We start from the raw sequence: 25238 nt of genomic DNA, 5'->3' as shown, positions 1-25238 counted from the left end.
TGCATAGCGCCAGACACCTCGGTCGGCCCCCTCTCCCTCTGGGAGAGGGCTGGGGTGAGGGGCAGCTTCAAAGCAGGTCCAAAGCCAGACACCAGACACAAAAAAGGAGACGCCATTGGCGTCCCCTTTTTCATTGCAGCCATCCAAATCAGAACGCCGGCAATACCGCGCCTTTGTACTTCTCGGTAATGAACTGCTTCACTTGCGGGCTGTGCAGCGCAGCCGCCAGTTTCTTCATCGCGTCGCTGTCCTTGTTGTCCGGGCGGGACACGAGGATGTTCACGTACGGCGAGTCGTTGCCTTCGATCACCAGCGCATCCTTGGACGGATCAAGCTTGGCTTCCAGCGCGTAGTTGGTGTTGATCAGCGCCAGATCGACCTGAGTCAGCACGCGCGGGATGGTCGCGGCTTCCAGTTCACGGATCTTCAGGTCTTTCGGATTCTCGGCGATGTCTTTGACGGTCGACAGGATGTTCTTCGAATCCTTGAGCTTGATCACGCCAGCCTTGTCCAACAGCAACAGCGCGCGGCCGCCGTTGGTGGCGTCGTTCGGGATCACCACGTTGGCACCGCCGGGCAGGTCTTTCAGATCCTTGATCTTGCTCGAATAAGCGCCCAGTGGCTCCAGATGCACACCGGTCACGGCTACAAGATCAGTGCCCTTGGCCTTGTTGAATTCATCAAGATACGGCTGGTGCTGGAAGAAGTTCGCGTCCAGACGCTTTTCCGCGACCTGTACGTTCGGCTGAATGTAGTCGGTGAAGACCTTGACCTTCAGATCCACGCCTTCCTTGGCCAGGGCCGGTTTGACGAACTCGAGGATTTCCGCGTGCGGCACCGGGGTGGCGGCAACGGTCAGGGTCTCGGCGTGGGCCGAAAACGCCGCAACAGCGGCGAAAGCAGCGATCAGTTTTTTCATTCAGCTAACTCCTTGTGAGGGCGCCCGCCAGCGAATGACCGGCGCCTCTTGATTAAAAAACCGCTTATTTGCGCGAGAAATGCACGACCAGGCGGTCGCCAACCATTTGCAGCACTTGCACCAGAATCAACAGCAGCACCACGGTGACGATCATCACGTCGGTCTGGAAACGCTGGTAGCCGAAACGGATCGCCAGGTCGCCCAGACCACCGGCGCCGACCACACCGGCCATCGCCGTGTAGGACACCAGTGTAATCGCTGTCACCGTAATCGCTGCGAAGATGCCCGGACGGGCTTCCGGCAGCAGGGCGTTCATGATGATCTGCCGCGTGGTCGCGCCCATCGACTGGGTCGCTTCGATGATGCCGCGATCGACTTCGCGCAGCGCGGTTTCCACCAGACGCGCGAAGAACGGCGTAGCACCCACCACCAGCGGCGGAATCGCCCCGGCCACGCCCAGCGAGGTGCCGGTGATCAGCACGGTGAACGGAATCATCACAATCAGCAGAATAATGAACGGCAGCGAACGCAAGATGTTCACCACCAGCGACAGCACGGCGTAGAGGCCACGGTTCTCCAGCAACTGACGCGGGCTGCAGAGAAACAGCAGCACGCCCAGCGGCAGGCCGAGCAGCACGGTGAACAGCAGCGAACCGCCGAGCATCAGCATGGTGTCGCCAGTCGCCAGCCAGATTTCGTACCAGTCGATATTGGCGAAGAAACTCATCAGATCAGCCATTAGCGCAACACCTCCATGTGAACGTCAGCGGCGGTGAAGCGGGCGAACGCCGCCTCCATGTCGCCACCGGTGACAGCGAGGGTCAGTTGCCCGTACGGAATGTCTTTGATGCGGTCGATGCGACCGGCGAGGATGCTGTAGTCGACGCCGGTTTCCCGGGCGACGGTGCCGAGCAACGGCGCGTAGGTCGCTTCACCCTGGAAGGTCAGACGCACGATGCGCCCGGGCACGTGGGCGAAGTCGTCACGCTGCTCGCTCTCGTCGATCTGCTCGCTTTCCTGGACGAAACGCTTGGTGGTCGGGTGCTGCGGATGCAGGAACACATCGGCCACCGGACCCTGCTCGACGATCACGCCAGCGTCCATCACCGCGACCTGATCGCAGACGCGCCGGATCACGTCCATCTCGTGGGTGATCAGGACAATGGTCAGTTTCAGTTCGCGATTGATTTCCGCCAGCAGTTGCAGGACCGATGCGGTGGTCTGCGGGTCGAGGGCGCTGGTGGCCTCGTCGCACAGCAGAATCTTCGGCTTGGTCGCCAGCGCACGGGCGATGCCGACGCGTTGCTTCTGACCGCCGGACAGTTGCGCCGGGTACTTTTTCGCGTGGTCGGACAAACCGACCCGCGCCAGCAGCTCGGCCACTCGTTGATTGATTTCACTGCTCGACAGCTCACCGGCCAGGGTCAGCGGCAGGGCCACGTTGTCGGCGACGGTCTTGGAGGCGAGCAGATTGAAGTGCTGGAAGATCATCCCGACCTGCTGGCGGAAACGGCGCAGTCCGTTGGCGTCCAGTGCGGTGACTTCTTCGCCGTCGACGATGATCTTGCCGCCACTGGAATCTTCCAGGCGATTGATCAGACGCAGCAGGGTACTTTTGCCCGCACCGGAATGGCCAATCAGGCCGAACACCTGGCCGTTCTCGATGGCGAGACTGGTCGGGTGCAGCGCGGGAATATCCTTACCGGCAACGCGGTAAGTCTTGTGGACGTTTTGAAACTCGATCACGTAGCGAACCTTGTGGGGCGCGTTGGAAAAGGATCAGCGGTTAGCCGGGCGCGCATTTTAGCCTGTCCGTATAGAGGTTCTTAGCATTTATTTCGCAATTAACCTTCAATTTGGCAATAACGCGATCAAAGGTCAGATAAACGGAACGGCTGAAACGCTCATCAGTCACTACTTAAGCGACTTGAAACCCCTGGGTGCCGTGCCCGGGAATCACTCAAGGGTCTTCGGAAGGCATCCGGGGCCAAACGAGGAGTTTACGTCTGATGAGCATCAAAAAGCCTGCACCTGATAAAAGCGAAATGGCCGGGACCGATACCCCGGATCGCGCCAACACCAACGCCAAGCTCGACAGCCTGGAAGAATTCCGTTCCGACGCCACCGGTCAGGCACTGCGGACCAATCAGGGCGTGAAGATCGCCGACAACCAGAACACCCTTAAAGCCGGGCCGCGCGGGCCGTCGCTGCTGGAAGATTTCATCATGCGTGAAAAGATCACGCACTTTGACCATGAGCGCATTCCGGAGCGTATCGTCCATGCGCGCGGTACCGGCGCCCACGGTTTCTTTCAGACTTACGAGAACCATGCAGCACTGACCAAGGCCGGTTTCCTACAGGATCCGGGCAAGAAAACCCCGGTGTTCGTGCGTTTTTCTACGGTGCAGGGGCCACGGGGTTCCGGCGATACCGTGCGTGACGTGCGCGGCTTTGCGGTGAAATTCTTTACCGACGAGGGTAACTTCGACCTGGTCGGCAACAACATGCCGGTGTTCTTCATTCAGGACGCGATCAAGTTCCCAGACTTCGTCCACGCGGTGAAACCCGAGCCGCACAACGAAATCCCGACCGGCGGCTCGGCTCACGACACGTTCTGGGACTTCGTCTCGCTGGTGCCGGAATCGGCGCACATGGTGATCTGGGCGATGTCCGACCGGGCCATCCCGAAAAGCCTGCGCAGCATGCAGGGCTTTGGCGTACACACCTTCCGCCTGATCAACGCCGAGGGCAAATCACGTTTCGTCAAATTCCACTGGCGCCCTACCGCCGGCACTTGCTCGCTGGTGTGGGACGAGGCGCAGAAGCTCGCCGGTAAGGACACCGACTACCACCGCCGCGACCTGTGGGAAGCGATCGAGATGGGCGATTACCCGGAATGGGAACTGGGCGTGCAGATCGTCGAAGAAGAGAACGAACACGATTTCGACTTCGACATCCTCGATCCGACCAAGATCATTCCAGAAGAAATCGTCCCGATTACGCCGCTGGGCAAAATGACCCTGAACCGCAACCCGGACAACTTCTTCGCCGAAACCGAGCAGGTCGCCTTCTGCCCTGGCCACATTGTGCCGGGTATCGACTTCTCCAATGACCCGTTGCTGCAAGGTCGGCTGTTTTCCTATACCGACACGCAGATCAGCCGACTCGGCGGGCCGAACTTCCATGAGTTGCCGATCAACCGTCCGGTGGCGCCGTTCCACAACGGCCAGCGCGATGCGCAACACCGCAGCACCATCGACAAGGGGCGTGCCTCGTACGAGCCGAACTCGATCGACGGCGGTTGGCCAAAAGAAACCCCGCCAGCGGCACAGGACGGTGGTTTCGAGAGCTACCCGGAGCGCATCGATGCGGCGAAGATCCGTCAGCGCAGCGAATCGTTCAGCGATCACTTCTCCCAGGCCCGCTTGTTCTTCAACAGCATGAGCGACCACGAAAAAGAGCACATCATCGCTGCCTACAGCTTCGAGCTGGGCAAGGTCGAGCGTGAGTTCATCCGTGCCCGTGAAGTGAACGAGATCCTCGCCAATATCGACCTGACCCTGGCCAAACGTGTGGCTGAAAACCTTGGTTTGCCGGCACCAGCCAAAGGCACGGTCGAAGTGCGCAAGACCTCGCTGGAGCAATCGCCAGCGCTGAGCCAGGCCAACCTGCTGCCAGGCAACATCAAGACGCGCAAAGTGGCGATTCTCGCGGCCAACGGCGTTGATGCTGCAGCGATCGATGCGATGAAGAAAGCACTTGAAGCCGAAGGCGCCCACGCGAAACTGCTCGGCCCGACCTCGGCGCCAGTGAAGACCGCTGATGGCAAGGCATTGCCGGTGGATGCGTCGATGGAAGGCATGCCTTCAATCGCTTTCGACGCCGTGTTCGTACCGGGTGGTGCAGCGTCGATTACCGCGTTGAGCGGTGACGGCGTGGCGTTGCATTATCTGCTCGAAGCTTACAAGCATCTCAAGGCGATCGCGCTGCACGGCGAGGCCAAGCAGTTGCAGGACCTGTTGAAGCTCGACGCGGATGCGGGGTTGTTGCAGGGCGCGGATGTAGGGGCGCTGACCAAACCGTTCTTCGCCGCGATCGGCGAGCACCGGGTCTGGGCGCGCGAGCCTAAGGCCAAGGCTATTCCGGCTTAAGATCTTTATTGGTTGAGAGGACGCTTTCGCGAGCAGGCTCGCTCCCACAGGTACGCTGTTGCACCTGTGGGAGCGAGCCTGCTCGCGAAGCTTTTTATGGCTTGCGCGGACTTAAAACCATCTGCGCCGGAACCGTGCGCAAGATCTGCTTCTCGATCTGCAAATCAAAATCAGGATCGAGCTTCTTTACTCGCTTGCTCAGCAACGTCGCCAGCCAAGGATAATCCGCGGTGCGCGGCGCCTGAATGCTGACAGCGCATTCGTAATTCACCACATCGGCGGCGATAGCATCGAGTTGCCGTTGCAGCTTGTGAATATCGCCGATGTTCAACGCAACAGTGGTGCTCTCGGCGGTCGGGTCGATGACCTTGGCTTTCGGCCTGGCTTCGGCAGCCAGCAGCGCGGCCTCGGCCTTTTCCAGCTCGGCCTTGCGCGCTTCGGTGATCGCGCCGTTGACGCCGCCGGTCAGCGCTGGCGCCTTGGGCATCAGAGCACGGGCGCGGCTGAGCGCGGTGGCGGCAGCGTTGACATCGCCCTTTTGCAGAACGATCTGGCTGCGGCGCAGGTACGCCTCGGCCAGCTGCCGCTGGTACTGCTCAAGGGACTGATCGTTGGGGGTCGCGGCCTGCAAAGCGGCCAACTGGTCTTCGGCGGTGGCCAGTTCGCTGCTGGCCAGGCTTTGCTCCAGCTGTGCGATGGCCGTAGCCCGCGCATCGGGGACTTCAGCCACCGGCGGCGTGCTTTGGCAGGCGCCCAGCAGCACTGAAAATGCGACAAGGAGCAGATAACGGGAGGCGAACGGCTTCATTCCTGCGACTCTCTAATTGCGCAAAAAGCGGCCAAGTCTACACCCCACGACGGGGCAGAACAAAACTCAACAGAAACAGCGCGGCTGCCGTCACAACGATAGACGGCCCCGCCGGAGTGTCCTTGAACCACGACAACGCCAGCCCGCCGCACACCGCGAGCATGCCCAGCAGGCTCGCGCCCAAGGCCATCTGCTCCGGCGAACGGGCGTGACGCTGTGCCGCAGCCGCCGGGATGATCAGTAGCGATGTAATCAGCAACACCCCGACGATTTTCATCGCCACGGCGATCACCACCGCGATCAACAGCATCAGCGCCAAGCGCAAACCCGCAACCGGCAGGCCTTCGACCCGCGCCAATTCTTCGTGCACGGTGACCGCCAGCAGCGGCCGCCACAGCGTCACCAGCAACACCAGCACCGCCGCGGTGCCACCGAGAATCCACGCAAGATCGCTCGGACTGATTGCCAGCAAGTCGCCGAACAGATAGGCCATCAGGTCGATCCGCACTTCATGCATGAAGCTTAGTACCACCAGGCCGAGAGAGAGGGTGCTCGGTGCAAGAATTCCCAACAGCGTGTCGGATGCCAGTGGCTGACGCTGTTGCAGCGTCACCAAGAGCACCGCCAGCAGCAGGCAACCGACCGTCACCGCCGCCGTCGGGCTGACGTCCAGCAAAAAGCCCAGTGCCACGCCGAGCAATGCGGCGTGGGACAGGGTATCGCCGAAATAGGCCATGCGCCGCCACACCACAAACGAGCCGAGCGGTCCGGCCACCAGTGCCAGGGCCAGACCTGCAAGCAGGGCATACAAGAGAAAATCAGCCATGCTTGCAGCCGTCTCCATGAACATGAGGTTGCCCGCCGAGCGGGCCTTTGACCACCGAACCGTGCAGGTCGTGGGCGTGGTCGTGATGGTGGTGATAGATCGCCAGACTCGGCGCGTTCTTGCCGAACAACTCGACAAATGCCGGATCGCCGCTGACCTGCTCGGGGTGCCCGGAGCAGCAGACGTGACGATTGAGGCAGACCACCTGATCGGTAGTGCTCATCACCAGATGCAAATCGTGGGACACCATCAGCACGCCGCAACCGTGGCGGTCACGCAGACGGGTGATCAGGCTGTACAGCTCGGCCTGCCCGGCCACGTCGACGCCCTGCACCGGTTCATCCAGCACCAACAGTTCCGGCTCACGCAGCAGTGCCCGAGCCAGCAGCACACGCTGCATTTCGCCGCCGGAAACGCTCTGCACCGGGCTGTCGATCACGTGTTCGGCGCCAACTTCCTTCAACGCGGCCAAGGCACGCGAACGATCGACGCCAGGCACCAGGCGCAGGAAGCGCAGCACTGACAGCGGCAGCGTCGGGTCAACATGCAGTTTCTGCGGCATGTAACCGACGCGCAATTTCGGCTTGCGCCAGACGCTGCCACTGTTCGGCTTCAACAGCCCGAGCACGGCGCGTACCAGCGTGGTCTTGCCGGCGCCATTGGGGCCGATCAGGGTGACGATCTGCCCCGGCTCGACGCTCAGCTCGATGTTGTCCAGCACGGTCTGCCCGGCAAACGTGACGGCGACCTGCTCCAGACGGATCAGCGCGTTGCTCATCAGGCCCCCTGGCAACCGGCGCACAGACCAACCACTTCGACCGTCTGCGCTTCGACGATGAAACCGACATCTTTGGCGCTGCTGATGATCGCGTCGCTGATCACTTTTTGCTCAAGTTCGATGGCGGCGTGGCACTCGCGGCAGATCAGGAACTGGCCTTGGTGCGCGTGTTCAGGATGCACGCAGCCAACGAAGGCGTTGAGCGACGAGATGCGATGGACCAGGCCGTTTTCGAGCAGGAAATCCAGTGCGCGGTACACCGTAGGCGGCGCGGCGCGGCGGCCGTCCTGCTCGCTGAGCACCGCAAGGATGTCGTAGGCACCCAGCGGCTTGTGGCTTTGCCAGACCAGTTCCAGCACGCGGCGGCGCAGGGCAGTCAGACGCAAACCTTTCTGCGCGCACAAGGTATCGGCCTCGGACAGAGCGCTGTGCACGCAATGGGAGTGGTCGTGGGGACGGCTGGCAATCGGTGTAATAGGCATGAGCGGCGACGAGATTTGCTGGAGACGTTATTATGTTACCCGTTCTCGCTTCCTTGAGTGGTCATCGTGTCCCGACTTTTTTCTGTTTTTGTGGCTTGTGTTGCCAGTTTTCTGCTGATCGGTACGGCCCAGGCCGAGGTCAAAGTGCTCACCAGTATCAAACCGTTGCAGCTGATTGCCGCTGCCGTGCAGGACGGCGTGGCGATTCCCGAGGTGCTGCTGCCGCCGGGTGCCTCCCCACACAATTACGCCCTGCGCCCATCCGACGTACGGAAGGTGCAGTCAGTCGATCTGCTCTACTGGATCGGCCCGGACATGGAAGGTTTCCTGCCGCGCGTACTCGGCGGTCGCAGCCTGCCGAGCGTCGCCGTGCAGGATCTGCCGGGGCTCAAGCTGCGGCATTTTGGCGCGGACAACCATTCCCATGCCGAAGAAGCCGACGAGCATGATCACGATCATCGCCCCGGCTCGCTGGATGCACATTTGTGGCTGTCACCGGTCAATGCGCGGGTGATCGCCGACAAAATGGCCGCCGACCTCAGCGCCGCCGACCCGGCCAATGCCCAGCGCTATCAGAGCAATGCCAAAGCCTTCGATGAACGTCTGGATGCGCTGGATCAGCGCTTGAAGAAGCGTCTTGCCAATGTCGAAGGCAAGCCGTACTTCGTCTTCCACGAAGCCTTCGATTATTTCGAAGACGCTTACGGCCTGAAGCACGCCGGGGTGTTCGCGGTGGCCGCCGAAGTACAGCCCGGCGCCCAGCATGTCGCGGCGATGCGCAAGCGTTTGCAGGAAGTAGGCAAGACCTGTGTGTTCAGCGAGCCGCCATTGCGTCCGCGCCTGGCGGAAACCCTGGTGGCCGGTTTGCCGGTGAAACTCGCCGAGCTGGATGCGTTGGGTGGTTATACGCCGGCGACGGCTCAGGGCTATGAGCAGGTGCTGGAAAAACTCAGCAATGATCTGGCCGGGTGCCTGGAGTCGCTGTAACAACACAAACCTTGTGGGAGCGAGCCTGCTCGCGAAAGCGGTTGGTCAGTCAGCAAAAATGCTGAACGGGCCGCCGCCTTCGCGAGCAGGCTCGCTCCCACAGGTTCGTGTTTGCTTGGCGAATCTACTCAGAGGGCGAAGGGCAACGGTGTATTGACCTTCTGCCGCTGCGCCAGGCGCTGCTCGAATTCCTGCGGATCGTGAATCAACACATCCTGCCCGGCGAACTGCTCGGCGGCGATCAGGCGTGACAGCCAGAAACGCACACAAGCCACACGCAACATCGTTGGCCAGAGCTCAGCCTCCGCCGCCGTGAACGGGCGCAGCGCCGCGTAGGCACCGAGGAATGCCCGGGCGCGCGGGCCATCGATCACGCCCTCCTCGTCCGAACACCAGTCATTCAACGCGATCGCCACGTCGTACAGCATCGGCCCCGAGCAGGCGTTGTAGAAGTCGATCAACCCGGTCAGATGGGTGCCTTCGAACATGGCGTTGTCGCGGAACAGATCGGCGTGAATATTGGCGCGAGGTAGCGCAAGAATCTTCTCTTTGCGCTCGGTGATCTCATCCAGCGCCTTTTGCAGCAAGGCACGCGGCTCATCGCTCAGGTGCGAGAGAAATTCAGTGCCCTCCTCCAGCATCCAGTCCAGGCCGCGATCGGTTTTGCGCTTGATCATGCGCTCGCCCTGAGTCGCCAGATGCAGATGTGCCTGCAACTCACCGACCTGGGCGCAATGCTGGGCGTTGGCGACCTTGATGTGCTTGCCCGACAGACGCGGTTGCAGCAACGCCGGCTTGCCTTTGAGTTCACGCAGGGCCAAGCCGTCGGTGGTGCGCAGGGCGTAAGGCACCGGCAGTTCGGCTTCGTGCAGCACGTCGAGCAGGTCGATGAAGAACGGCATCTCCTGCACCGGGCCGCGTTCGACCAGGGTCAGGACAAACTCGCCCTGCTCCAGACTGATGAAGAAATTGGTGTTTTCGCTGCCGGCGGCGATCCCCTGGAAATCGAGCAGGCGGCCGAGCCCGTAAGGGGCGAGAAAGGTTTCCAGCTCGGGCCGAGCCAGGGGAGTGAACACAGACATGTCTTGACTGCCAGTACGGGCGCCGCAACGGCGGCGCCACAAGTGAATTAAAAACCTACTTCCATTCGAAGATCTTCCATGACGGGATCAGCATATCCGGCTGGTCCGAGCGGATGAAGTTGGCATCCGTTCCGTCGGCGCGCACCAGAAAGTACGGCGGCGCGCCCTTCGGCGTGACCTTGATCGCATACAGGAAACCGTTCTGACGGTACTCCTGAATAGTCTTGTCGCCCTCCGTGCGGATGGTGACCTCGGGGTCGCCGCCCGGCGCATCATCCGCCGCAATCGCGGCCAGTGGTGAGACAGCGATCAACCCGACCAGCAGCAAGCGATTTAACGTACGCATGATAACCTTGTCCCTTTGTCGTCAACGGTCCCGCTATTCTAGCGCCGGACCCGCCGAAAAGGTTGATCCTGCTCATGAGCCAAGCCCCCCTCGTCCTGGTGGACGGTTCGTCTTACCTGTACCGCGCCTTTCATGCACTGCCACCACTGACCACGTCCAAAGGCCTGCCGACCGGTGCGGTCAAAGGCGTGCTGAACATGCTCAAGAGTCTGCGCAAGCAGTACCCGGACAGCCCCTTCGCCGTGGTGTTCGACGCCAAGGGCGGAACATTTCGTGACGAGATGTACGCCGAATACAAGGCCAACCGGCCGAGCATGCCCGATGACATGCGCGTGCAGATCGAGCCGCTGCACCAGAGCGTGATCGCCCTCGGCTTCCCGCTGCTGTGCGTGGACGGCGTCGAAGCCGACGACGTGATCGGCACCCTCGCTCGCAGCAGTGCGGCGGCCGATCGCCCGGTGATCATCTCCACCGGTGACAAGGACATGGCGCAACTGGTCGACGGCCACATTACCTTGGTCAACACCATGTCCGGTAGCTCGATGGATGTGGAGGGCGTTAAGGAGAAATTTGGCGTCGCACCGGAACAGATCATCGATTACCTGGCGCTGATGGGCGATTCCTCCGACAACATTCCGGGCGTGCCGGGCATCGGCCCGAAGACGGCGTCCGGCCTGTTGGTCGGCGTCAACGGCGGTCTGACCGAGCTGTACGCCAACCTCGACATCGTGCCGACCCTGCCGATCCGTGGCGCAAAAACCCTGCCGGCCAAGCTCGAAGAGCACCGGGAGATGGCGTTCCTGTCCTATCAACTGGCGACCATCAAGGTCGACGTGCCGCTGGATATCGGCCTCGACGATCTGCAGATGGGTCAGGAAGATCCGGCCAAACTCTACGAGCTGTACACCCTGCTGGAATTCAAGAGCTGGCTCAATGATCTGGATCGCGATGCCAAGCGTCTGGAACTGAGCGCGGCGGCCGAACCTGCGCCCGCCCATGATCTGTTCAGCGCCCCGCAAGCCGAGGCACCTGCTGCCCCTGCCGAAGCCGCCTACGAAACCATCCTCGATCAGGCTCGCTTCGACGTCTGGCTGGAAAAACTGCGCAACGCCAAGCTGATCGCCTTCGACACCGAAACCACCGGCATCGACGCGCAGCGAGCGCAACTGGTCGGTCTGTCGTTCGCCGTACAGGCCAACGAAGCTGCGTACATCCCGCTGACCCACTCCTACATCGGCGTGCCGGAGCAGCTGGATCGCGACACCGTGCTGCGCGCACTCAAGCCGATTCTGGAAGACCCGAGCAAACTCAAGGTTGGCCAGCACGCCAAGTTCGACATGAACATTCTGGCCAACTGCGCCATTGGCGGCGATCAGAGCCAGGGCATCAGCGTGCACGGCATCGCCTTCGACACCATGCTTGAGTCCTACGTACTCAATTCCACCGCGACCCGTCACGACATGGACAGCCTCGCGCAGAAGTACCTTGACCACACCACGGTGAGCTTCCAGGACATCGCAGGCAAAGGTGCCAAGCAACTGACGTTCGACCAGATCGCTCTGGAACAGGCCGGGCCGTATGCCGCCGAAGACGCCGACATCACTCTGCGCCTGCACCAGATCCTGTTCGACAAGCTCAGCGCGATTCCGAGCCTGGCCAGCGTCTTGACCGACATCGAAATCCCACTGGTACCGGTACTGGCGCGCATCGAACGCCAGGGCGCGTTCGTCGATGCCGAACTGCTCGGCATTCAGAGCATTGAGCTGGGCAACAAAATGGTCGCGCTGGAGCGTGAAGCCTTCGAAATTGCCGGGGAGGAATTCAACCTCGGCTCGCCGAAGCAGCTGGGCGTGATTCTCTATGAGAAGCTCGGCCTGCCGGTGCTGAAGAAAACCGCCAAGGGCCAGCCGTCCACCGCTGAAGAAGTGCTGGCGAAACTCGCCGAAGACGATCACCGCTTGCCGAAGGTGCTGATGGAGCACCGCTCGATGAGCAAGCTGAAAAGCACCTACACCGATCGCCTGCCCGAGCAGATCAACCCGCGCACCGGGCGCATCCACACCTCGTATCATCAGGCCGTGGCTTCGACCGGGCGCCTGTCTTCCAGTGATCCGAACCTGCAGAACATTCCGGTGCGCACCGCCGAAGGCCGACGCATTCGTCAGGCGTTCGTCGCGCCGAAGGGCTACAAACTACTGGCGGCGGACTACTCGCAGATCGAATTGCGGATCATGGCCCACCTGTCCCGCGACGAAGGCCTGATGAAAGCCTTTCGCAACAATCTCGACGTGCACACTGCAACCGCTGCCGAAGTATTCAAGGTCGAGCTTGATCAAGTGACCTCCGACCAGCGCCGCAGCGCCAAGGCGATCAACTTCGGTCTGATCTACGGCATGGGCGCGCAGAAGCTCGGCAAGGACATCGGCGTCGACACCAAGACCGCCAAGGCCTACATCGATACTTACTTCGCTCGTTATCCAGGCGTTCGCGAATACATGGAGCGCACTCGTGCGCAGGCGGCGGATCAGGGTTACGTCGAAACCTTCTTCGGTCGTCGCCTGTACTTGCCGGAGATCAACTCGAACAAGCCGCAGGAACGCGCCGCTGCAGAACGCACAGCGATCAACGCGCCGATGCAGGGCACGGCAGCGGATATCATCAAGAAAGCCATGGTCGCAGTGGACAACTGGCTGGCCACGTCGGGGCTGGATGCCCGGGTCATCCTGCAGGTGCACGATGAACTGGTGCTGGAGGTTCGCGAGGATCTGGTCGAGCAGGTCAGTGCCGAAATTCGTACGCACATGAGCGAAGCGGCGAAACTGGATGTGCCGCTGCTGGTGGAAGTTGGCGTGGGCAACAACTGGGATGAGGCGCACTGAGTTTGTAGAGGTGCCGCGACGCGACGTCGCGGCAAGCCCCGTAAACCGGCTTAGAACCATAAATGCTTGAGGCTATTCCAAAGCTTTTTGAAAAAAATCTGAACTAATCTGTCGACCGAACACTCAGAGGTACTGAATGGCTGGTGAAGCCCTTCGATGCTCCTATGTTGTGTTAAGTGTTGGCAGATATCTGAACCCCGCCCTAGCGGTTCGGAACTTGAACCCCGGAACTTCTCCCTCCCCAATGAAGTCCGGGGCTTTTTTTGCCCCAAAACTGGCTGTGATGCCGTCATGCTGCGTTAAAAGCACCGCTAAAAATGCTCATTTAGGTACCCTGAACTCCGCTTTTTAGCGGTGCTTTCGCCTTGCCTGACAGCACCACAGTCAGTTTTGAAATTGTCTTACTCGGCTGCCGCCTCGGTGTTTTTGTCTGCCAGTTCCATCCAGTCGGCCAATACGGTGTAGGCCTCTTCCAGGCCCATGCGTTTTGGTGCGGAGAACAGTTGGATGGTGATCGAGTCGCCCCAGCCTTTGCGGATTTCCGACTGTACTTTCAGCAGGGTGTTCTTGGCTGCGCCGTAGGTGAGTTTGTCGGCTTTGGTCAGCAGGATGTGCATCGGCATGCCAGCGGCGACGGCCCAGTCGAGCATCAGCAGGTCGAAGTCGGTCATCGGATGGCGGATGTCCATCATCAGAATCAGACCTTTCAGACTCTCCCGACCACCGAGGTAAGCCTCAAGGTGGCGCTGCCAGTGTTGCTTGAGCGGGATCGGTACTTTTGCATAACCGTAGCCCGGCAGGTCGACCAGACGGCGATCTTCGTCTAGCTTGAAGAAGTTCAACAGCTGTGTGCGACCCGGAGTTTTCGAGGTGCGCGCCAGGCTGGCGTGAGTCAGGGTGTTCAGCGCGCTGGATTTGCCGGCGTTGGAACGACCGGCAAACGCCACTTCGAAGCCTTCGTCGTCAGGGCATTGATCGACTTTGGCGGCACTGAGCATGAATGTGGACTGTTGGCACAGGCCGAGGATGGGATTCTTGAGTTGCATGGGATTTCCGATGTGGGCGGCGCCGGGATTGGGCGCGGAACGCGGTGTCGCTTCCGTTTCAGTGACGCCAGTATATAATGCCGCAGATTTTGTGTGTGCTTTGTCCCAGCGAAGGATGAAGCTCACGAGAGCGACAGACTTTGATTGCGCATTAGAACGCAGAACGCTCTCAACCCTGAAAAGGTCGTTTTATGACGAAATGGCTGCTGGCTGCCGGAGTCTTGATGCCGCTTTACAGCGCACAGGCTACACAGGATCCGGAAGCCGTGTACAACCGTGTTTGTGGTGCCTGTCATTCCGGCCAACTACCCATGGCGCCCGCAAGAGGCGATCAGGAAGCTTGGACGCCGAGGTTGGCGAAAGGTATGGGGACGCTGGTGCAACACGTGACCCAGGGTTTCAAGGCGATGCCGCCGCGTGGTTTGTGCATGGACTGCAGTGCCGAGGATTACCAGGCCATCATCCTGTGGATGAGCGAGAGTAAGCCCGGTCCATAACTTAACCCTTAGCCGTAGTTGGATTAGCTGATGAACAAATTGATCGTGAGTCTGCTGTTGACCGTGGGAATTTCAGGTATCGCCCATGCTGCCGGCGATGCCGCAGCAGGCCAGGCCAAAGCTGCCGTGTGCGGAGCCTGCCATGGCCCGGACGGCAACAGCATGGCGCCAAACTTTCCGAAACTGGCAGGTCAAGGTGAACGCTACCTCGACAAGCAATTGCACGACATCAAGTCGGGCAAGCGCGTAGTGCTGGAAATGACCGGGCTGCTGACCAACCTGAATGACCAGGATCTGGCCGACATCGCTGCGTACTTCGCCAGCCAGAAAGGCAGCGTCGGCGCCGCCGATCCGAAGATCGTCGCTCGCGGTGAAGCGCTGTTCCGTGGCGGCAACCTGGAAAAAGGCCTGCCAGCCTGCACCGGTTGCCATTCGCCGAACGGTGCCGGCAATGCCGCCGCAGGCTTCCCGCACCTGGGTGGCCAGCACGCTCAATACATCGCCAAGCAACTGACCGATTTCCGCAAGGAAGACGGCGGTCGCGCCAACGACGGCGACGCGATGACCATGCGCACCATCGCGCGCAAGCTGAGCGACGAAGACATCGCTGCGGTTTCCAGCTACATCCAGGGCCTGCACTGAGGCCCTGAATCGAGGGCTGAACGAGGCGCGCAGCGCCGGCCACGTTAACGCTCGATTAATCCTTCGCAGCAAGTATAAAAAGGGTGGCTTTGGCCGCCCTTTTTTGTGGCCGCTGCCGTTACACTACAGCACTCATGCCCGCCAGGATCTGTGTCGCAACAGGTCGAGCGAGGCGACCCAAATTGTTCAGGAGTAAAGCATGCGTAATCTGATCATCAGCGCCGCCCTCGTCGCTGCCAGCCTGTTCGGCGTCACCGCCCAGGCCGCTGAAGCCCCTGCCGCCCCTTATGTCGAACTGGCCAATCCGGTGCCGGTTGCAAAGCCTGGCAAGATCGAAGTGGTCGAGCTGTTCTGGTACGGCTGCCCGCATTGCTACGCTTTTGAGCCAGTGATCAATCCATGGGTTGAAAAATTGCCGTCCGACGTCAACTTCGTGCGCATTCCCGCCATGTTCGGCGGCCCATGGGACGCTCACGGCCAGATGTTCCTGACTCTGGAAGCCATGGGTGTCGAGCATCAGGTACACAACGCCGTGTTCAACGCGATCCAGAAAGAACACAAGAAGCTCACCGACAAGAATGACATGGCTGACTTCCTCGCCACTCAAGGCGTGGACAAGGACAAGTTCCTCGCCACTTTCGACTCGTTCGCTATCAAAGGCCAGATCGTCAAGGCCCGTGAGCTGGCGAAGAAGTACGAAATCACTGGCGTGCCAACCATGATCGTCAATGGTAAATACCGCTTCGACATCGGCTCTGCCGGTGGTGCCGAGCAAGCATTGAAGCTGGCTGACGATCTGGTCGCCAAAGAGCGAGCGGCTAACAAGGCTGCTGCCAACTAAGCGCGGCATTCGCCATGCGCCGCTGGAAGTCCGAACGCATCGTTGGCCTGCATGATCCGCAGGTCAACGAGCATCATCTGGCGTCTACGGGCCTGCCCGCAGACCAGCGTCTGCGCTTGCTCAGTTTCAACATTCAGGTCGGCATCAGCACCGAGCGCTATCGGCATTACCTGACCCGCAGCTGGCAGCATCTGCTGCCGCACACCGGGCGTTCCGGCAATCTGCAGAAGATCGGTGACCTGCTCGGCGACTTCGATCTGGTCGCCCTGCAGGAAGCCGATGGCGGCAGCCTGCGTTCGGGCTACGTCAATCAGGTCGAACATCTGGCCCACCTCGGCGCCTTTCCCTACTGGTATCAACAACTCAATCGCAACCTCGGTCGACTGGCCCAGCACAGCAATGGCGTGCTCAGTCGCCTGAAGCCGTGGGCGATCGAGGATCATCCGCTGCCCGGCCCGAAAGGTCGCGGCGCGATCCTGCTGCGCTTCGGCGAAGGTCCGGAAGCGCTGGTGGTGGTAATGATGCACTTGGCCCTCGGCGCGCGGACCCGCAGCCTGCAACTGGCCTACATTCGTGATTTGATCAGCGGTTACAAGCATCAGGTGCTGATGGGCGACATGAATACCCATGCCAGCGACCTGCTCGAACACTCGCCATTACGCGATCTCGGCCTGCTGGCCCCGCAGGTGGAAGCGACCTTCCCCAGCTGGCGCCCACAGCGTTGCCTTGATCATATTCTGCTCAGCCCGACCCTGACCCTGGAAAAGGTCGAGGTACTGGCCCAGCCCATTTCCGATCACCTGCCGGTCGCGGTGGAAATTCGTCTGCCGGGTTCGCTCACGGCCGACGCATTGCCCGCGTTGAGCCCTGCCCCTCGCGGAACCTGTGAATGAGCGACGACGCCCAGCGCTGGAAAGAGAAGTACCTCAAGAGCATCGAACAGCAGGACAAGCTCGAACGCCGCTGGGCCGCGCGACTGGACCTGCTGCGGCGCGGTCTGGTGCGCAGCACGCTGGCGGCCGAGGGCACCGACAAGGTCGTCGATCAGTGCATGAAAGAAATGCGCGAAGTCGTGCGCACCGATGACATGGACGCCGGCCTCGCGGCCCTGCTGCCGCGTCTGGAAAAAGCCGTGCTCGACTCCGAGCAGCGCCGTGAGACCCGCATTGATCAGGTCAGCACCGCGCTGACCGCGCTGGTCACCCAGTTGCAGGCTTTGCCGCTGCCGCGCGAAGTCGCGCAACCGCTGAAGAAATTCGCCAAACAACTGGACAGCCGCGTCGGTCAGGCGCGGGAAATGCCACTGCTGCTGAGCGAACTCAGTGGCTTGCAGGGCAAGGCCTTGAGTCAGTTGGAAACGCCTGCCGAGCCGGGTCGGCCGGGGTTGTTGCAGCGTTTGTTTGGTAGTCGCGACAGTGAAGAAACCGTTGCACCGGCGGCCGACATACCAGCAACACCAGTGCCGCAGCTGGTCGAAGCTCAGCAGCCTGAACCGGAGCCTGCGCAATCGGCACCGGTGGCCAACGCGGAGCCAGCGATCGCAGCGCCCGAGACCATCATCGAAACGTCCGCCCAGACGCCGCCTGATGAGCCGCAAGTCGTTGCGTTCGCTGCGCCTGTGGTCGTCGTTGAAGCCGAGCCAGCGCAAGTTGAACCCGCCGCGGACGCCGAGATGACCGTCGCTGCGCCAGCAACCGAGGCGTTCAACCCCGATGAATTGATCCACCCCGGCGATCCCTCGCCGCTGCTCCTCGACAGCCTGCCCTTGCCCGAGCCAATCGCTCAAGCATTGGCCGCTATCGACCCGGAGCAGTCGGAACACGACATCCTCTTCGCTCTGCCGGATTCCCCGGAGCCGTCCTACAGCTCCGTGGCCAGACACATCGAAGACACGCTGATCGGCCTGCTCGACGACCTGACCCTGCCCGAGCGCCACCGGCCGCAAGCCGAAGCCATGCGCGAACGGCTCAAACACGGACTGAACTGGTACGAGCTGCTACCGATCCTCGACGATCTCGCAACCTTGATGCTGGCGATTACCGATAGCGGTCAGCACGAATTCGAAGCCTATCTGCAACAGCTCAACGAACGCCTTGAAGCGTTCCAGAGCAACCTGCAAGCGGCCAGCGAAGGGCATGCCGACAACAGCTCGGCGGCGCGGGCCATGGACACGCAGATTCGCGAGCAGGTCGACGGCTTGCAGAGCAGCGTCCAGCAAGCAGCCGACCTCGATGACCTCAAGCATGTGCTGGAGAATCATCTGGAAGGCCTGCTGGGAACGATGGATCAGCACCAGAAGCAGCGCGACGCCCGCGAGCAGGAAGTCGCCGCCAGGTTGAAGAGCCTGTCGGAGCGCGTGGCGCATATGGAGCAGGAAGCCATGGGCTTCCGTGAACATCTTGAAGAGCAGCGGCAGAAAGCCCTGATCGATCCGTTGACCGGCCTGCCTAACCGCGCGGCGTGGAGTGAACGCCTGGAGCATGAAATCCAGCAATGGCAGCAGCACGGCAACACCCTTAGCCTGGCCATGCTCGACCTCGATCATTTCAAGCGCATCAACGACAGCTACGGCCACCTGGCCGGCGACAAAGTCCTGAAGATCATCGCCACAGTGCTGCGCAAGCGCCTGCGCGGCTCGGATTTCATCGCCCGTTTCGGCGGTGAAGAGTTTGTGCTGTTGCTGCCGGCGACGCCGCCAGCGGTTGGCGCAAAACTGCTGGAAACCCTGCGCGCGGCGATCGAAGCCTGCCCGTTTCATTTCAAGGGCGAGCGAGTGACCATTACGATTTCCATGGGACTGGCATCGTTCAAGGTCGGAGAACACAGCGATCTAGTGTTGAAAAGAGCCGATCAGGCGCTGTATCGGGCAAAAAACGCCGGACGCAACCGAGTGGAGCTCGGCTAAGGCAATTGTTCCATTTTGTTTAATTCCGCCCGCTGGCGAACGCTGGCCAAACCGGTACGTTACACTGTTGCATTACTGTCTTCTGCGTATTGTCCTCTGCCATGAAATTCTTTGCCCTTGTTGCCTCGCTGTTCGTCCTCGCTGGTTGCGCCAGCGGCCCGCGTTACGACACCAGCCACCCTTCGGCCAATTACGACAGCCGCATCCAGTTTGTCGTGGTGCATTACACCTCGGCGTCGCTGGAGCGTTCGCTGCAATTGCTGACCCATGGCGACGTCAGCAGCCATTACCTGATCGGCGATGACAACAACGCCACAATCTACAAACTGATGGACGAAAACCAACGGGCCTGGCACGCCGGCGAGAGTCAATGGCAGGGCCGCACCTGGTTGAACTCCAGCTCCATCGGCATCGAAATCGTCAATCCCGGCTACAAGGACACCCCGACCGGGCGCCTGTGGTATCCGTACAGCGAAGCGCAGATCCAGTCGCTTATTACGCTGCTCAAGGACATCAGCAAACGCAACGGCATCAGCCCGCGGCACATCATCGGTCACAGCGACATTGCGCCGTTGCGCAAGCTTGATCCGGGGCCACTGTTTCCGTGGAAACGTCTCGCCGCCGAAGGCCTTGGCCTGTGGCCGAACGAACAAGCGGTGGCGCGTCAGCAAGCCGTGTTCAACAGCAGTCCGCTGCCGGAACCAGGCTGGTTCCAGGCGCAACTTGCGCGCCTGGGTTACGACACGCCGCAGACCGGCGAGCTGGACGTCGCCACGCGCCACGTCCTCGCCGCGTTCCAGATGCATTACCGCCCTGCTCGCTTCGACGGGACGCCGGATGCGCAAACCGCAGCACTTCTTCTGGTCCTCAATCAGACAAAATAATGACGCCCGCCCGACGGTCAGGGCGAAATCGCAATCAGCAGCTATAACTCATGGTAATTCTTCGGAAAATCCTTGATGGCTGCGACCCGAGAGACGCTGCGTAGCTGGTTTTATCGCCCTGTTTTTTTGGCGATGATCGCGGCTGTCCTCAGCGCCAGCCTGTTGATCGCCGGCGGTATGTTCGCAGCGATACGCCAAATGGAAATGCGCGAGAGCCAGGAAATGAACGCCCAGGGCGAGCGTTTCCTCGCGCGCCTCGAACAATTGTTCGGCCAGTTGCGCGAAAGTCTCGACGATCTTGAAGCCCAGCCCTTGCGTGGCTGCGACGAAGAAATGATCGCGACCCTGCAGCAAGTCACCTTCAACTACCGCTTCGTCTATGAAGCGGCATATATGGACGCTTCGCGATTCTGCTCCAACCGTCCGCGCCAGGAAGGTCTGTCGTTGGTGCGCGCGCCGGACATTCAGGGCCCGACCTACAGCTATTGGCTGAACACCACCACCGAACCCGATGAAAACCGCGCGGCACTGATGCTCGGGCGCGGTAACTTTCGTGTCGCTACCTCGCGCGGCCATTTGACCGACATGGTCGATCTGTCGCCCGGCAGCAGCCTGCTGGTGGTACTCGATCACGGCACTCGCGCGATCCCGGTGCTCGGCACCGCACAGACCTGGCCACCGACCGAACCCTGGCCACCGAAGAGCCGTGATGCGCTGCAAGTCACACAAACGCGGCTGATCTATCGCATGCCCACCGACAACCCGGAATATCAATTGGTGCTGATCACGCCGCGCACGGGCATGCACGTCCCGGCTGTGTGGTGGTGGCTGTTGCCGGTGTGCCTGATCGCCGGCGCCGTTGTCGGCTTTCTGACCTTGCTGCTGGTGCGTCAGCGCCAGTCACTGGATGCCGAGCTGCACGGAGCGATCCGCCGGGGTGAGTTGCAGGTGCTATATCAGCCGATCTTCGACCTCGACAGCCGCCACTGCGTCGGCGCCGAAGCGCTGCTGCGCTGGCGGCGCCCGGACGGCACCCTGACCAGCCCCGACCTGTTCATTCCCATGGCGGAGAACACCGGGCAGATCCGGCAGATGACCGACTTCGTGTTGCAGCGTCTGCTCGAACAACTGGGGCAGTTACTGCGCGCCAATCCGCAGCTGTATATCTCGGTGAACCTCGCGGCCTGCGATGTCATGGTGCCGCGCATCGGCCAGGTCATGGCGCGGCTGCTGGCGCTGCACCGTGTCGCCGCGCGGCAGATAGCCTTCGAAGTGACCGAACGCGGTCTGATCGATGTAGTGGTGGCGCGGGAAAACCTGCAAGCCTTGCGCGACGTTGGCCATCAGGTGCTGATCGATGATTTCGGCACCGGCTATTGCAGCCTTGCCTATCTGCAGACCTTGCCGGTGGACTGCCTGAAGATCGACAAGGCGTTCATCGATGCGCTGGGCCATGACGCGGCGAGCAGCGGCGTCGCTCCGCACATCATTCACATGGCGCAGGCGCTGGATCTGAAAGTCATTGCCGAAGGCATCGAGCTGGAATCCCAGGCAGCGCTGCTCAGCAGTGAGGGGGTCAAGTTCGGTCAGGGCTGGCTGTTCGCCCACGCCTTGAGCGCCGTGCAATTCATCGAACTGATCACCCGAGGTCGACGCCTGGCCGGGCGGCGTATGGACGACGAGGCTTAAACGGCCAGCGCCATGTAGAACTGGGTGCCCTGCCCAGGCCGCGAGTAGACGCCCATGCGCCCGCCGTGCAACTGGACGATTTCCTTGCACAGCGCCAGGCCGAGCCCGGCGCCGCCCTTCTTGCGCCCGACCTGCACGAACGGCTCGAAAATCCGCCCCTGCTGGCCGTAGGCAATGCCTTCGCCATTGTCTTCGACGCTGATGATCACCCGCTCGCCATGGCGGCGCGCCTGCAGACGGATCTGGCCGTCGCGGGCGGTATGGCGCAGGGCGTTGTCGATCAAATTGTCGAGGACCCGATCGAGTTGCGCCTGATCAGCCTGCAACCTCGGCAGCGGGCTTTGAATCTCGACGTTCAGCGCAACACCTTTGGCCGCAGCCACGTCGGCAAAGCGCAGTTGCGCCTGCTCCAGCAGGTCCTCAATGGAACATGGCGCCAGGGTGAGTTTCTGTAGACCGTTCTGGTAGCGCGAGAAATTCAGCAAGTCGTTGATCAACTGCATCAGCCGCTGCATTTCTTCGTTGACCGTATCCAGCAGGTCAGCTTCGCGCGATTCAGCCGGGAATTTCGCCCTCTCGCGAAACAGTCCGAAGGCCATGTGCATGCCTGTGACCGGCGTGCGCAGTTCATGGGAAGCGCGCAAGACAAACTCACTGCGCACGCGCTCGAACGCGCGTTGCTCGGTGACGTCGTGCAGCACCATCACCGCACCGAGAATATGCCCTTGGGTATGACTGACCGGCGTCAGGCTGTAAGTCAGCAGGCGCGATTCACCATCGACTTCGATGCTCAGATCTTCCGGCGCCCGCTCCAGCGTGCCGCCGCGCAGGACCAATTGCAGTTGCGCATCCAGTTCCGGGCGGCCGAGCGCGGTGCCCAAGCCTTGGCCCAGTCGATCGTCTTCCCAGCCCAACTGGCGCTGAGCAACAGGGTTGAGGTGCTCGAGCTGGCCCTGGCGATCAATCATCAACAAACCGTCGTCGATACTATCGAGCACCGCTTGCAAGCGCTGCTGGCCGGCCAACAGTTCGTCGACATTCATCGCCTGGTGTTCGCGCAACGCCTCGGCCATCAGGCCGAAGCGCCGCGACAGCAGGTTGACTTCCATGGCCGTGGAAATCGGCAGAGTCACGTCATAGTTGCCCTGGCCAATGTTGTCGGCAGCCTTGGCCAGCGCTTCGATCGGTGCGCCGAAGCGCCGAGCAATGCCCTGCGCCGTGACAAAACCGATGATCAGCACCGCCAGCCCGACCAGGCCAAGCAGCCCGGCTATCAGCAGGGCACGTTCGCGAGCGGCGTGCTGCACCTCATTGATACTGTCCAGCGCGTGCTTGTGCTCAGCAATCAACCCATTACGCAGGATATTGAAGCGCTCGCGGAAATCCGCGCTGGTGCTGGCGTTCTTTGCCGCTTCGGCGGTGACGTCGAATGAGGCGAGGAAGTTCAGGTAATCGGCCTTGGCCTGGCGGAAACCGTAAGGCTGGCCATCGCCCTCCTGCTGCTGGGCGATGCCTTGGTCGAGCAACTCGAAGTAGTGCTGCTTGGACGCTTCGAACGCGACGGGGTCGGGCTTCTCGGCGAGCATGATGATCAATTGATCACCGAGGGTCTGGCGCAGCTTGAGGCCCAGATCCAGAGTGACAAAGTTGCTGCGCACCAGCGCTTCCTGCGACCCGGCCATCTGCATCACGCTGACCAGCCCGAGCAAGAGCCCGAGCAAGGCCACGGTGATCAACGCAGAAATGCTCAGGAACAGGCGCGTGCGCAGCTTGATCGCCAGTTTCATCGCGCAGTGCTCACAGGTTGTACTGCTTGCGTTTGCGATACAGGGTCGAGGCGTCGATGCCGAGGGTTTTCGCCGCTTGGTCCAGGGTGCCGGCGGTGGCCAGAACCGCGCCGATGTGCGCTTTCTCCAGCTCGTCCAGGCTGAGTGCCGCGCCGACCCGTGGCGCGTTGTTGGCCGGTTGTTCGGCCATGCCCAGGTGGCTGATTTCCACGCGTTCCTGCGGGCAGATGATGCTTGCTCGCTCGACCACGTTGCGCAGTTCGCGAATATTGCCCGGCCAGCGATAACCGAGCAGTGCTTCCCGGGCCTCATCGCTAAAGCCCCGCGCCGGACGCGCGTACTCTTTGACGAAGCGTGCGAGGAAACGATCGGCGAGGGTCAGGATGTCTTCGGCGCGCTCGCGCAACGGCGGCAGATGCAGGGTGATGACGTTGAGACGATAGAGCAGGTCTTCGCGGAAACGTCCGTCGCGGACCATGTCTTCGAGGTTGAGGTTGGTGGCGGCGAGGATGCGCACATCGGCGCGGCGAGTGACCGGATCGCCGACCCGCTCGTATTCCTTGTCCTGGATGAAGCGCAGCAATTTTGGTTGCAACGTCAGAGGAAAGTCGCCGATCTCGTCGAGAAAAAGCGTGCCGCCATCAGCCTGATTAACACGCCCCAAGGTGCTTTCACTGGCACCGGTAAACGCGCCACGACTATGGCCGAACAGTTCGCTTTCCATCAGCTCGGCAGTCAGCGACGGGCAGTTGATAGTGACGCAGGATTTCTTCTCGCGCTTGCTCCAGCCGTGGATCGCACGGGCCAGTTCACCTTTACCCGTGCCGGACTCGCCAAGGATAAGAATGTTGGCGTCGGTGCTTGCGACCTGACGGGCCGTTTCCAGCACGACTTTCATCGCCGGGCTGTGGGAATCAAGACCGTCTTTCGGTTTGCGGATCTCGCCTTCCAGCGCTTCAAGGCGCGCGGAGAGCTGGCGCACTTCCAGTTGCTTGGCGGTGGCCAAGCGCAGTTGATCAGGGCTGCACGGCTTGACCAGATAATCGGCGGCGCCAGCCTGGATGGCATCAACCGCAGTGTCGACCGCCGAATGGGCAGTGACGATCACTACGCGCATCCACGGCGCCTGAATGCGCATCTGCGCGAGGACGTCGAGACCGTTGTCCTCGCCCAGGCGCAAATCAAGGAAGCACAGATCGAAGACCTGACGTTGCAGCAAAGCATCGGCCTGAGCTGCGCTATTGGCGGTGGCTACCGTATAGCCTTCGTCTTCGAGGCAATAACGAAACGTACGCAGGATGGCGGATTCATCGTCCACCAGCAGAATGCGGCCTTGTTGCTCAGTGGCAGATTCCATTTTTCCTACGCTCCATAGTGATTAGTCTTGGGTTAGTCCCGGAAAAATCGGGCAAGTTGCATGGTTGATTCTGAACGATACCAGCCATAGGAGGGTAGCTCTCTACTGCCATAACGGCCAATTCATTGATTTCGTTGAGTTTTAAAACATTCGGCGTTTTGCAGGGCAGATCCTGCGTCCTCTTCTGACATCTGCGTACCGGTAGCAATTCCATATCATCGAAATTTCCCACGAAATAATCGTGCATTGCGCACGACCGCAGAAGAGCCATCGTGCAGGATGCGTCGCAGGAAAATTCCGAAGAGTACGTAACTTATTGTTTTTATTGATAT

The 25238-nt window shown here is 61.0% G+C and carries 22 protein-coding genes; 10 read left to right on the top strand and 12 right to left on the bottom strand.

The features are described from left to right. Window positions 1-148: 148 nt before the first annotated feature. The 3 genes from PSH90_RS00330 to PSH90_RS00320 form a co-directional block, all read right to left on the bottom strand. Window positions 149-919 carry a MetQ/NlpA family ABC transporter substrate-binding protein gene (locus PSH90_RS00330; RefSeq protein WP_252879183.1) on the bottom strand — a complete coding sequence of 257 codons (771 nt, stop codon included), beginning with the start codon at window positions 917-919 and terminating at the stop codon, window positions 149-151. A 64-nt stretch (window positions 920-983) separates the two neighbouring features. Beyond that, window positions 984-1658: a methionine ABC transporter permease gene (locus PSH90_RS00325; RefSeq protein WP_016772337.1), complete on the bottom strand. Its 675-nt coding sequence runs from the start codon at window positions 1656-1658 to the stop codon at window positions 984-986. After that, window positions 1658-2665 (bottom strand): methionine ABC transporter ATP-binding protein, encoded by a 1008-nt coding sequence (locus tag PSH90_RS00320; RefSeq protein WP_016772338.1) that lies wholly within the window; start codon window positions 2663-2665, stop codon window positions 1658-1660. Before PSH90_RS00320 ends, PSH90_RS00325 begins: the two co-directional genes overlap by 1 nt. Window positions 2666-2928: 263 nt before the next feature. Between PSH90_RS00320 and katE the strand changes: the two genes are divergently transcribed. Next, the gene (gene katE, locus PSH90_RS00315) at window positions 2929-5070 is read left to right on the top strand and encodes a catalase HPII (RefSeq protein WP_252885092.1); all 2142 of its coding nucleotides are present in this window, start codon (window positions 2929-2931) and stop codon (window positions 5068-5070) included. Window positions 5071-5164: 94 nt separating this feature from the next. Here the strand turns inward: katE and PSH90_RS00310 are convergent, their stop codons facing one another. From PSH90_RS00310 to PSH90_RS00295, 4 genes are read right to left on the bottom strand one after another with little or no spacing between them, the layout of a single operon-like run. Further along, window positions 5165-5878, bottom strand: coding sequence for a PA5502 family lipoprotein (locus tag PSH90_RS00310; protein ID WP_016772339.1), 714 nt, complete (start codon window positions 5876-5878; stop codon window positions 5165-5167). Window positions 5879-5915: 37 nt separating this feature from the next. Further along, a complete protein-coding gene (gene znuB, locus PSH90_RS00305) occupies window positions 5916-6704 on the bottom strand; it encodes a zinc ABC transporter permease subunit ZnuB (RefSeq protein WP_305381908.1) in 789 nt (262 codons plus the stop codon). Next, complete coding sequence (gene znuC / locus PSH90_RS00300; RefSeq protein WP_024014991.1) at window positions 6697-7482, bottom strand: zinc ABC transporter ATP-binding protein ZnuC; 786 nt, start codon at window positions 7480-7482, stop codon at window positions 6697-6699. The genes znuB and znuC overlap by 8 nt, the downstream gene beginning before the upstream one ends. Beyond that, complete coding sequence (locus PSH90_RS00295) at window positions 7482-7964, bottom strand: Fur family transcriptional regulator (protein ID WP_024014990.1); 483 nt, start codon at window positions 7962-7964, stop codon at window positions 7482-7484. The genes znuC and PSH90_RS00295 overlap by 1 nt, the downstream gene beginning before the upstream one ends. 66 nt (window positions 7965-8030) lie before the next feature. Here PSH90_RS00295 and PSH90_RS00290 point away from each other — a divergent pair, with 66 nt between their 5' ends. Continuing rightward, window positions 8031-8951 (top strand): zinc ABC transporter substrate-binding protein, encoded by a 921-nt coding sequence (locus PSH90_RS00290; RefSeq protein WP_236167891.1) that lies wholly within the window; start codon window positions 8031-8033, stop codon window positions 8949-8951. 128 nt (window positions 8952-9079) lie between these two features. Here PSH90_RS00290 and PSH90_RS00285 read toward each other — a convergent pair whose 3' ends face one another. Further along, window positions 9080-10033 carry a homoserine kinase gene (locus PSH90_RS00285; RefSeq protein WP_095182294.1) on the bottom strand — a complete coding sequence of 318 codons (954 nt, stop codon included), beginning with the start codon at window positions 10031-10033 and terminating at the stop codon, window positions 9080-9082. 55 nt (window positions 10034-10088) lie between these two features. Beyond that, the gene (locus PSH90_RS00280) at window positions 10089-10379 is read right to left on the bottom strand and encodes a DUF2782 domain-containing protein (RefSeq protein WP_041476480.1); all 291 of its coding nucleotides are present in this window, start codon (window positions 10377-10379) and stop codon (window positions 10089-10091) included. A 74-nt stretch (window positions 10380-10453) separates the two neighbouring features. Between PSH90_RS00280 and polA the strand changes: the two genes are divergently transcribed. After that, window positions 10454-13258 (top strand): DNA polymerase I, encoded by a 2805-nt coding sequence (polA, locus tag PSH90_RS00275; RefSeq protein WP_305381907.1) that lies wholly within the window; start codon window positions 10454-10456, stop codon window positions 13256-13258. A 401-nt stretch (window positions 13259-13659) separates the two neighbouring features. Here polA and yihA read toward each other — a convergent pair whose 3' ends face one another. Further along, window positions 13660-14304 (bottom strand): ribosome biogenesis GTP-binding protein YihA/YsxC, encoded by a 645-nt coding sequence (gene yihA, locus PSH90_RS00270; protein ID WP_150637305.1) that lies wholly within the window; start codon window positions 14302-14304, stop codon window positions 13660-13662. 191 nt (window positions 14305-14495) lie between these two features. On the opposite strand from yihA, the gene PSH90_RS00265 reads away from it, so the two are divergent. The 7 genes from PSH90_RS00265 to PSH90_RS00235 all read left to right on the top strand — a co-directional run bounded on the left by PSH90_RS00265 (window position 14496) and on the right by PSH90_RS00235 (window position 21762). After that, entirely contained in the window at window positions 14496-14801 is a 306-nt protein-coding gene (locus PSH90_RS00265; RefSeq protein ID WP_016772347.1) for a cytochrome c5 family protein, read from the top strand. A 30-nt stretch (window positions 14802-14831) separates the two neighbouring features. Further along, the gene (locus tag PSH90_RS00260) at window positions 14832-15443 is read left to right on the top strand and encodes a cytochrome c (protein ID WP_056791217.1); all 612 of its coding nucleotides are present in this window, start codon (window positions 14832-14834) and stop codon (window positions 15441-15443) included. Window positions 15444-15642: 199 nt separating this feature from the next. After that, window positions 15643-16284 (top strand): thiol:disulfide interchange protein DsbA/DsbL, encoded by a 642-nt coding sequence (locus PSH90_RS00255; RefSeq protein ID WP_016772349.1) that lies wholly within the window; start codon window positions 15643-15645, stop codon window positions 16282-16284. 14 nt (window positions 16285-16298) lie between these two features. Further along, window positions 16299-17177 (top strand): endonuclease/exonuclease/phosphatase family protein, encoded by an 879-nt coding sequence (locus PSH90_RS00250; protein WP_024014985.1) that lies wholly within the window; start codon window positions 16299-16301, stop codon window positions 17175-17177. Next, window positions 17174-19189 carry a diguanylate cyclase gene (locus PSH90_RS00245; protein ID WP_305381905.1) on the top strand — a complete coding sequence of 672 codons (2016 nt, stop codon included), beginning with the start codon at window positions 17174-17176 and terminating at the stop codon, window positions 19187-19189. Before PSH90_RS00250 ends, PSH90_RS00245 begins: the two co-directional genes overlap by 4 nt. Before the next feature lie 101 nt (window positions 19190-19290). Then, window positions 19291-20073 carry an N-acetylmuramoyl-L-alanine amidase gene (locus PSH90_RS00240; RefSeq protein WP_305381904.1) on the top strand — a complete coding sequence of 261 codons (783 nt, stop codon included), beginning with the start codon at window positions 19291-19293 and terminating at the stop codon, window positions 20071-20073. A 75-nt stretch (window positions 20074-20148) separates the two neighbouring features. Then, on the top strand, window positions 20149-21762 hold the full coding sequence (locus PSH90_RS00235) for an EAL domain-containing protein (protein WP_252877185.1): 1614 nt from the start codon (window positions 20149-20151) through the stop codon (window positions 21760-21762). Here the strand turns inward: PSH90_RS00235 and PSH90_RS00230 are convergent. Continuing rightward, entirely contained in the window at window positions 21759-23549 is a 1791-nt protein-coding gene (locus tag PSH90_RS00230; RefSeq protein ID WP_305381902.1) for an ATP-binding protein, read from the bottom strand. The genes PSH90_RS00235 and PSH90_RS00230 overlap by 4 nt on opposite strands. Before the next feature lie 10 nt (window positions 23550-23559). After that, window positions 23560-24906: a sigma-54-dependent response regulator transcription factor AlgB gene (algB, locus tag PSH90_RS00225; RefSeq protein WP_024014980.1), complete on the bottom strand. Its 1347-nt coding sequence runs from the start codon at window positions 24904-24906 to the stop codon at window positions 23560-23562. Window positions 24907-25238 lie beyond the last annotated feature (332 nt).

The organism is Pseudomonas sp. FP1762 (assembly GCF_030687105.1).
In the GTDB taxonomy this organism is placed as follows: domain Bacteria; phylum Pseudomonadota; class Gammaproteobacteria; order Pseudomonadales; family Pseudomonadaceae; genus Aquipseudomonas; species Aquipseudomonas siliginis.
This window is presented reverse-complemented; position numbering and strand designations above follow the sequence as displayed.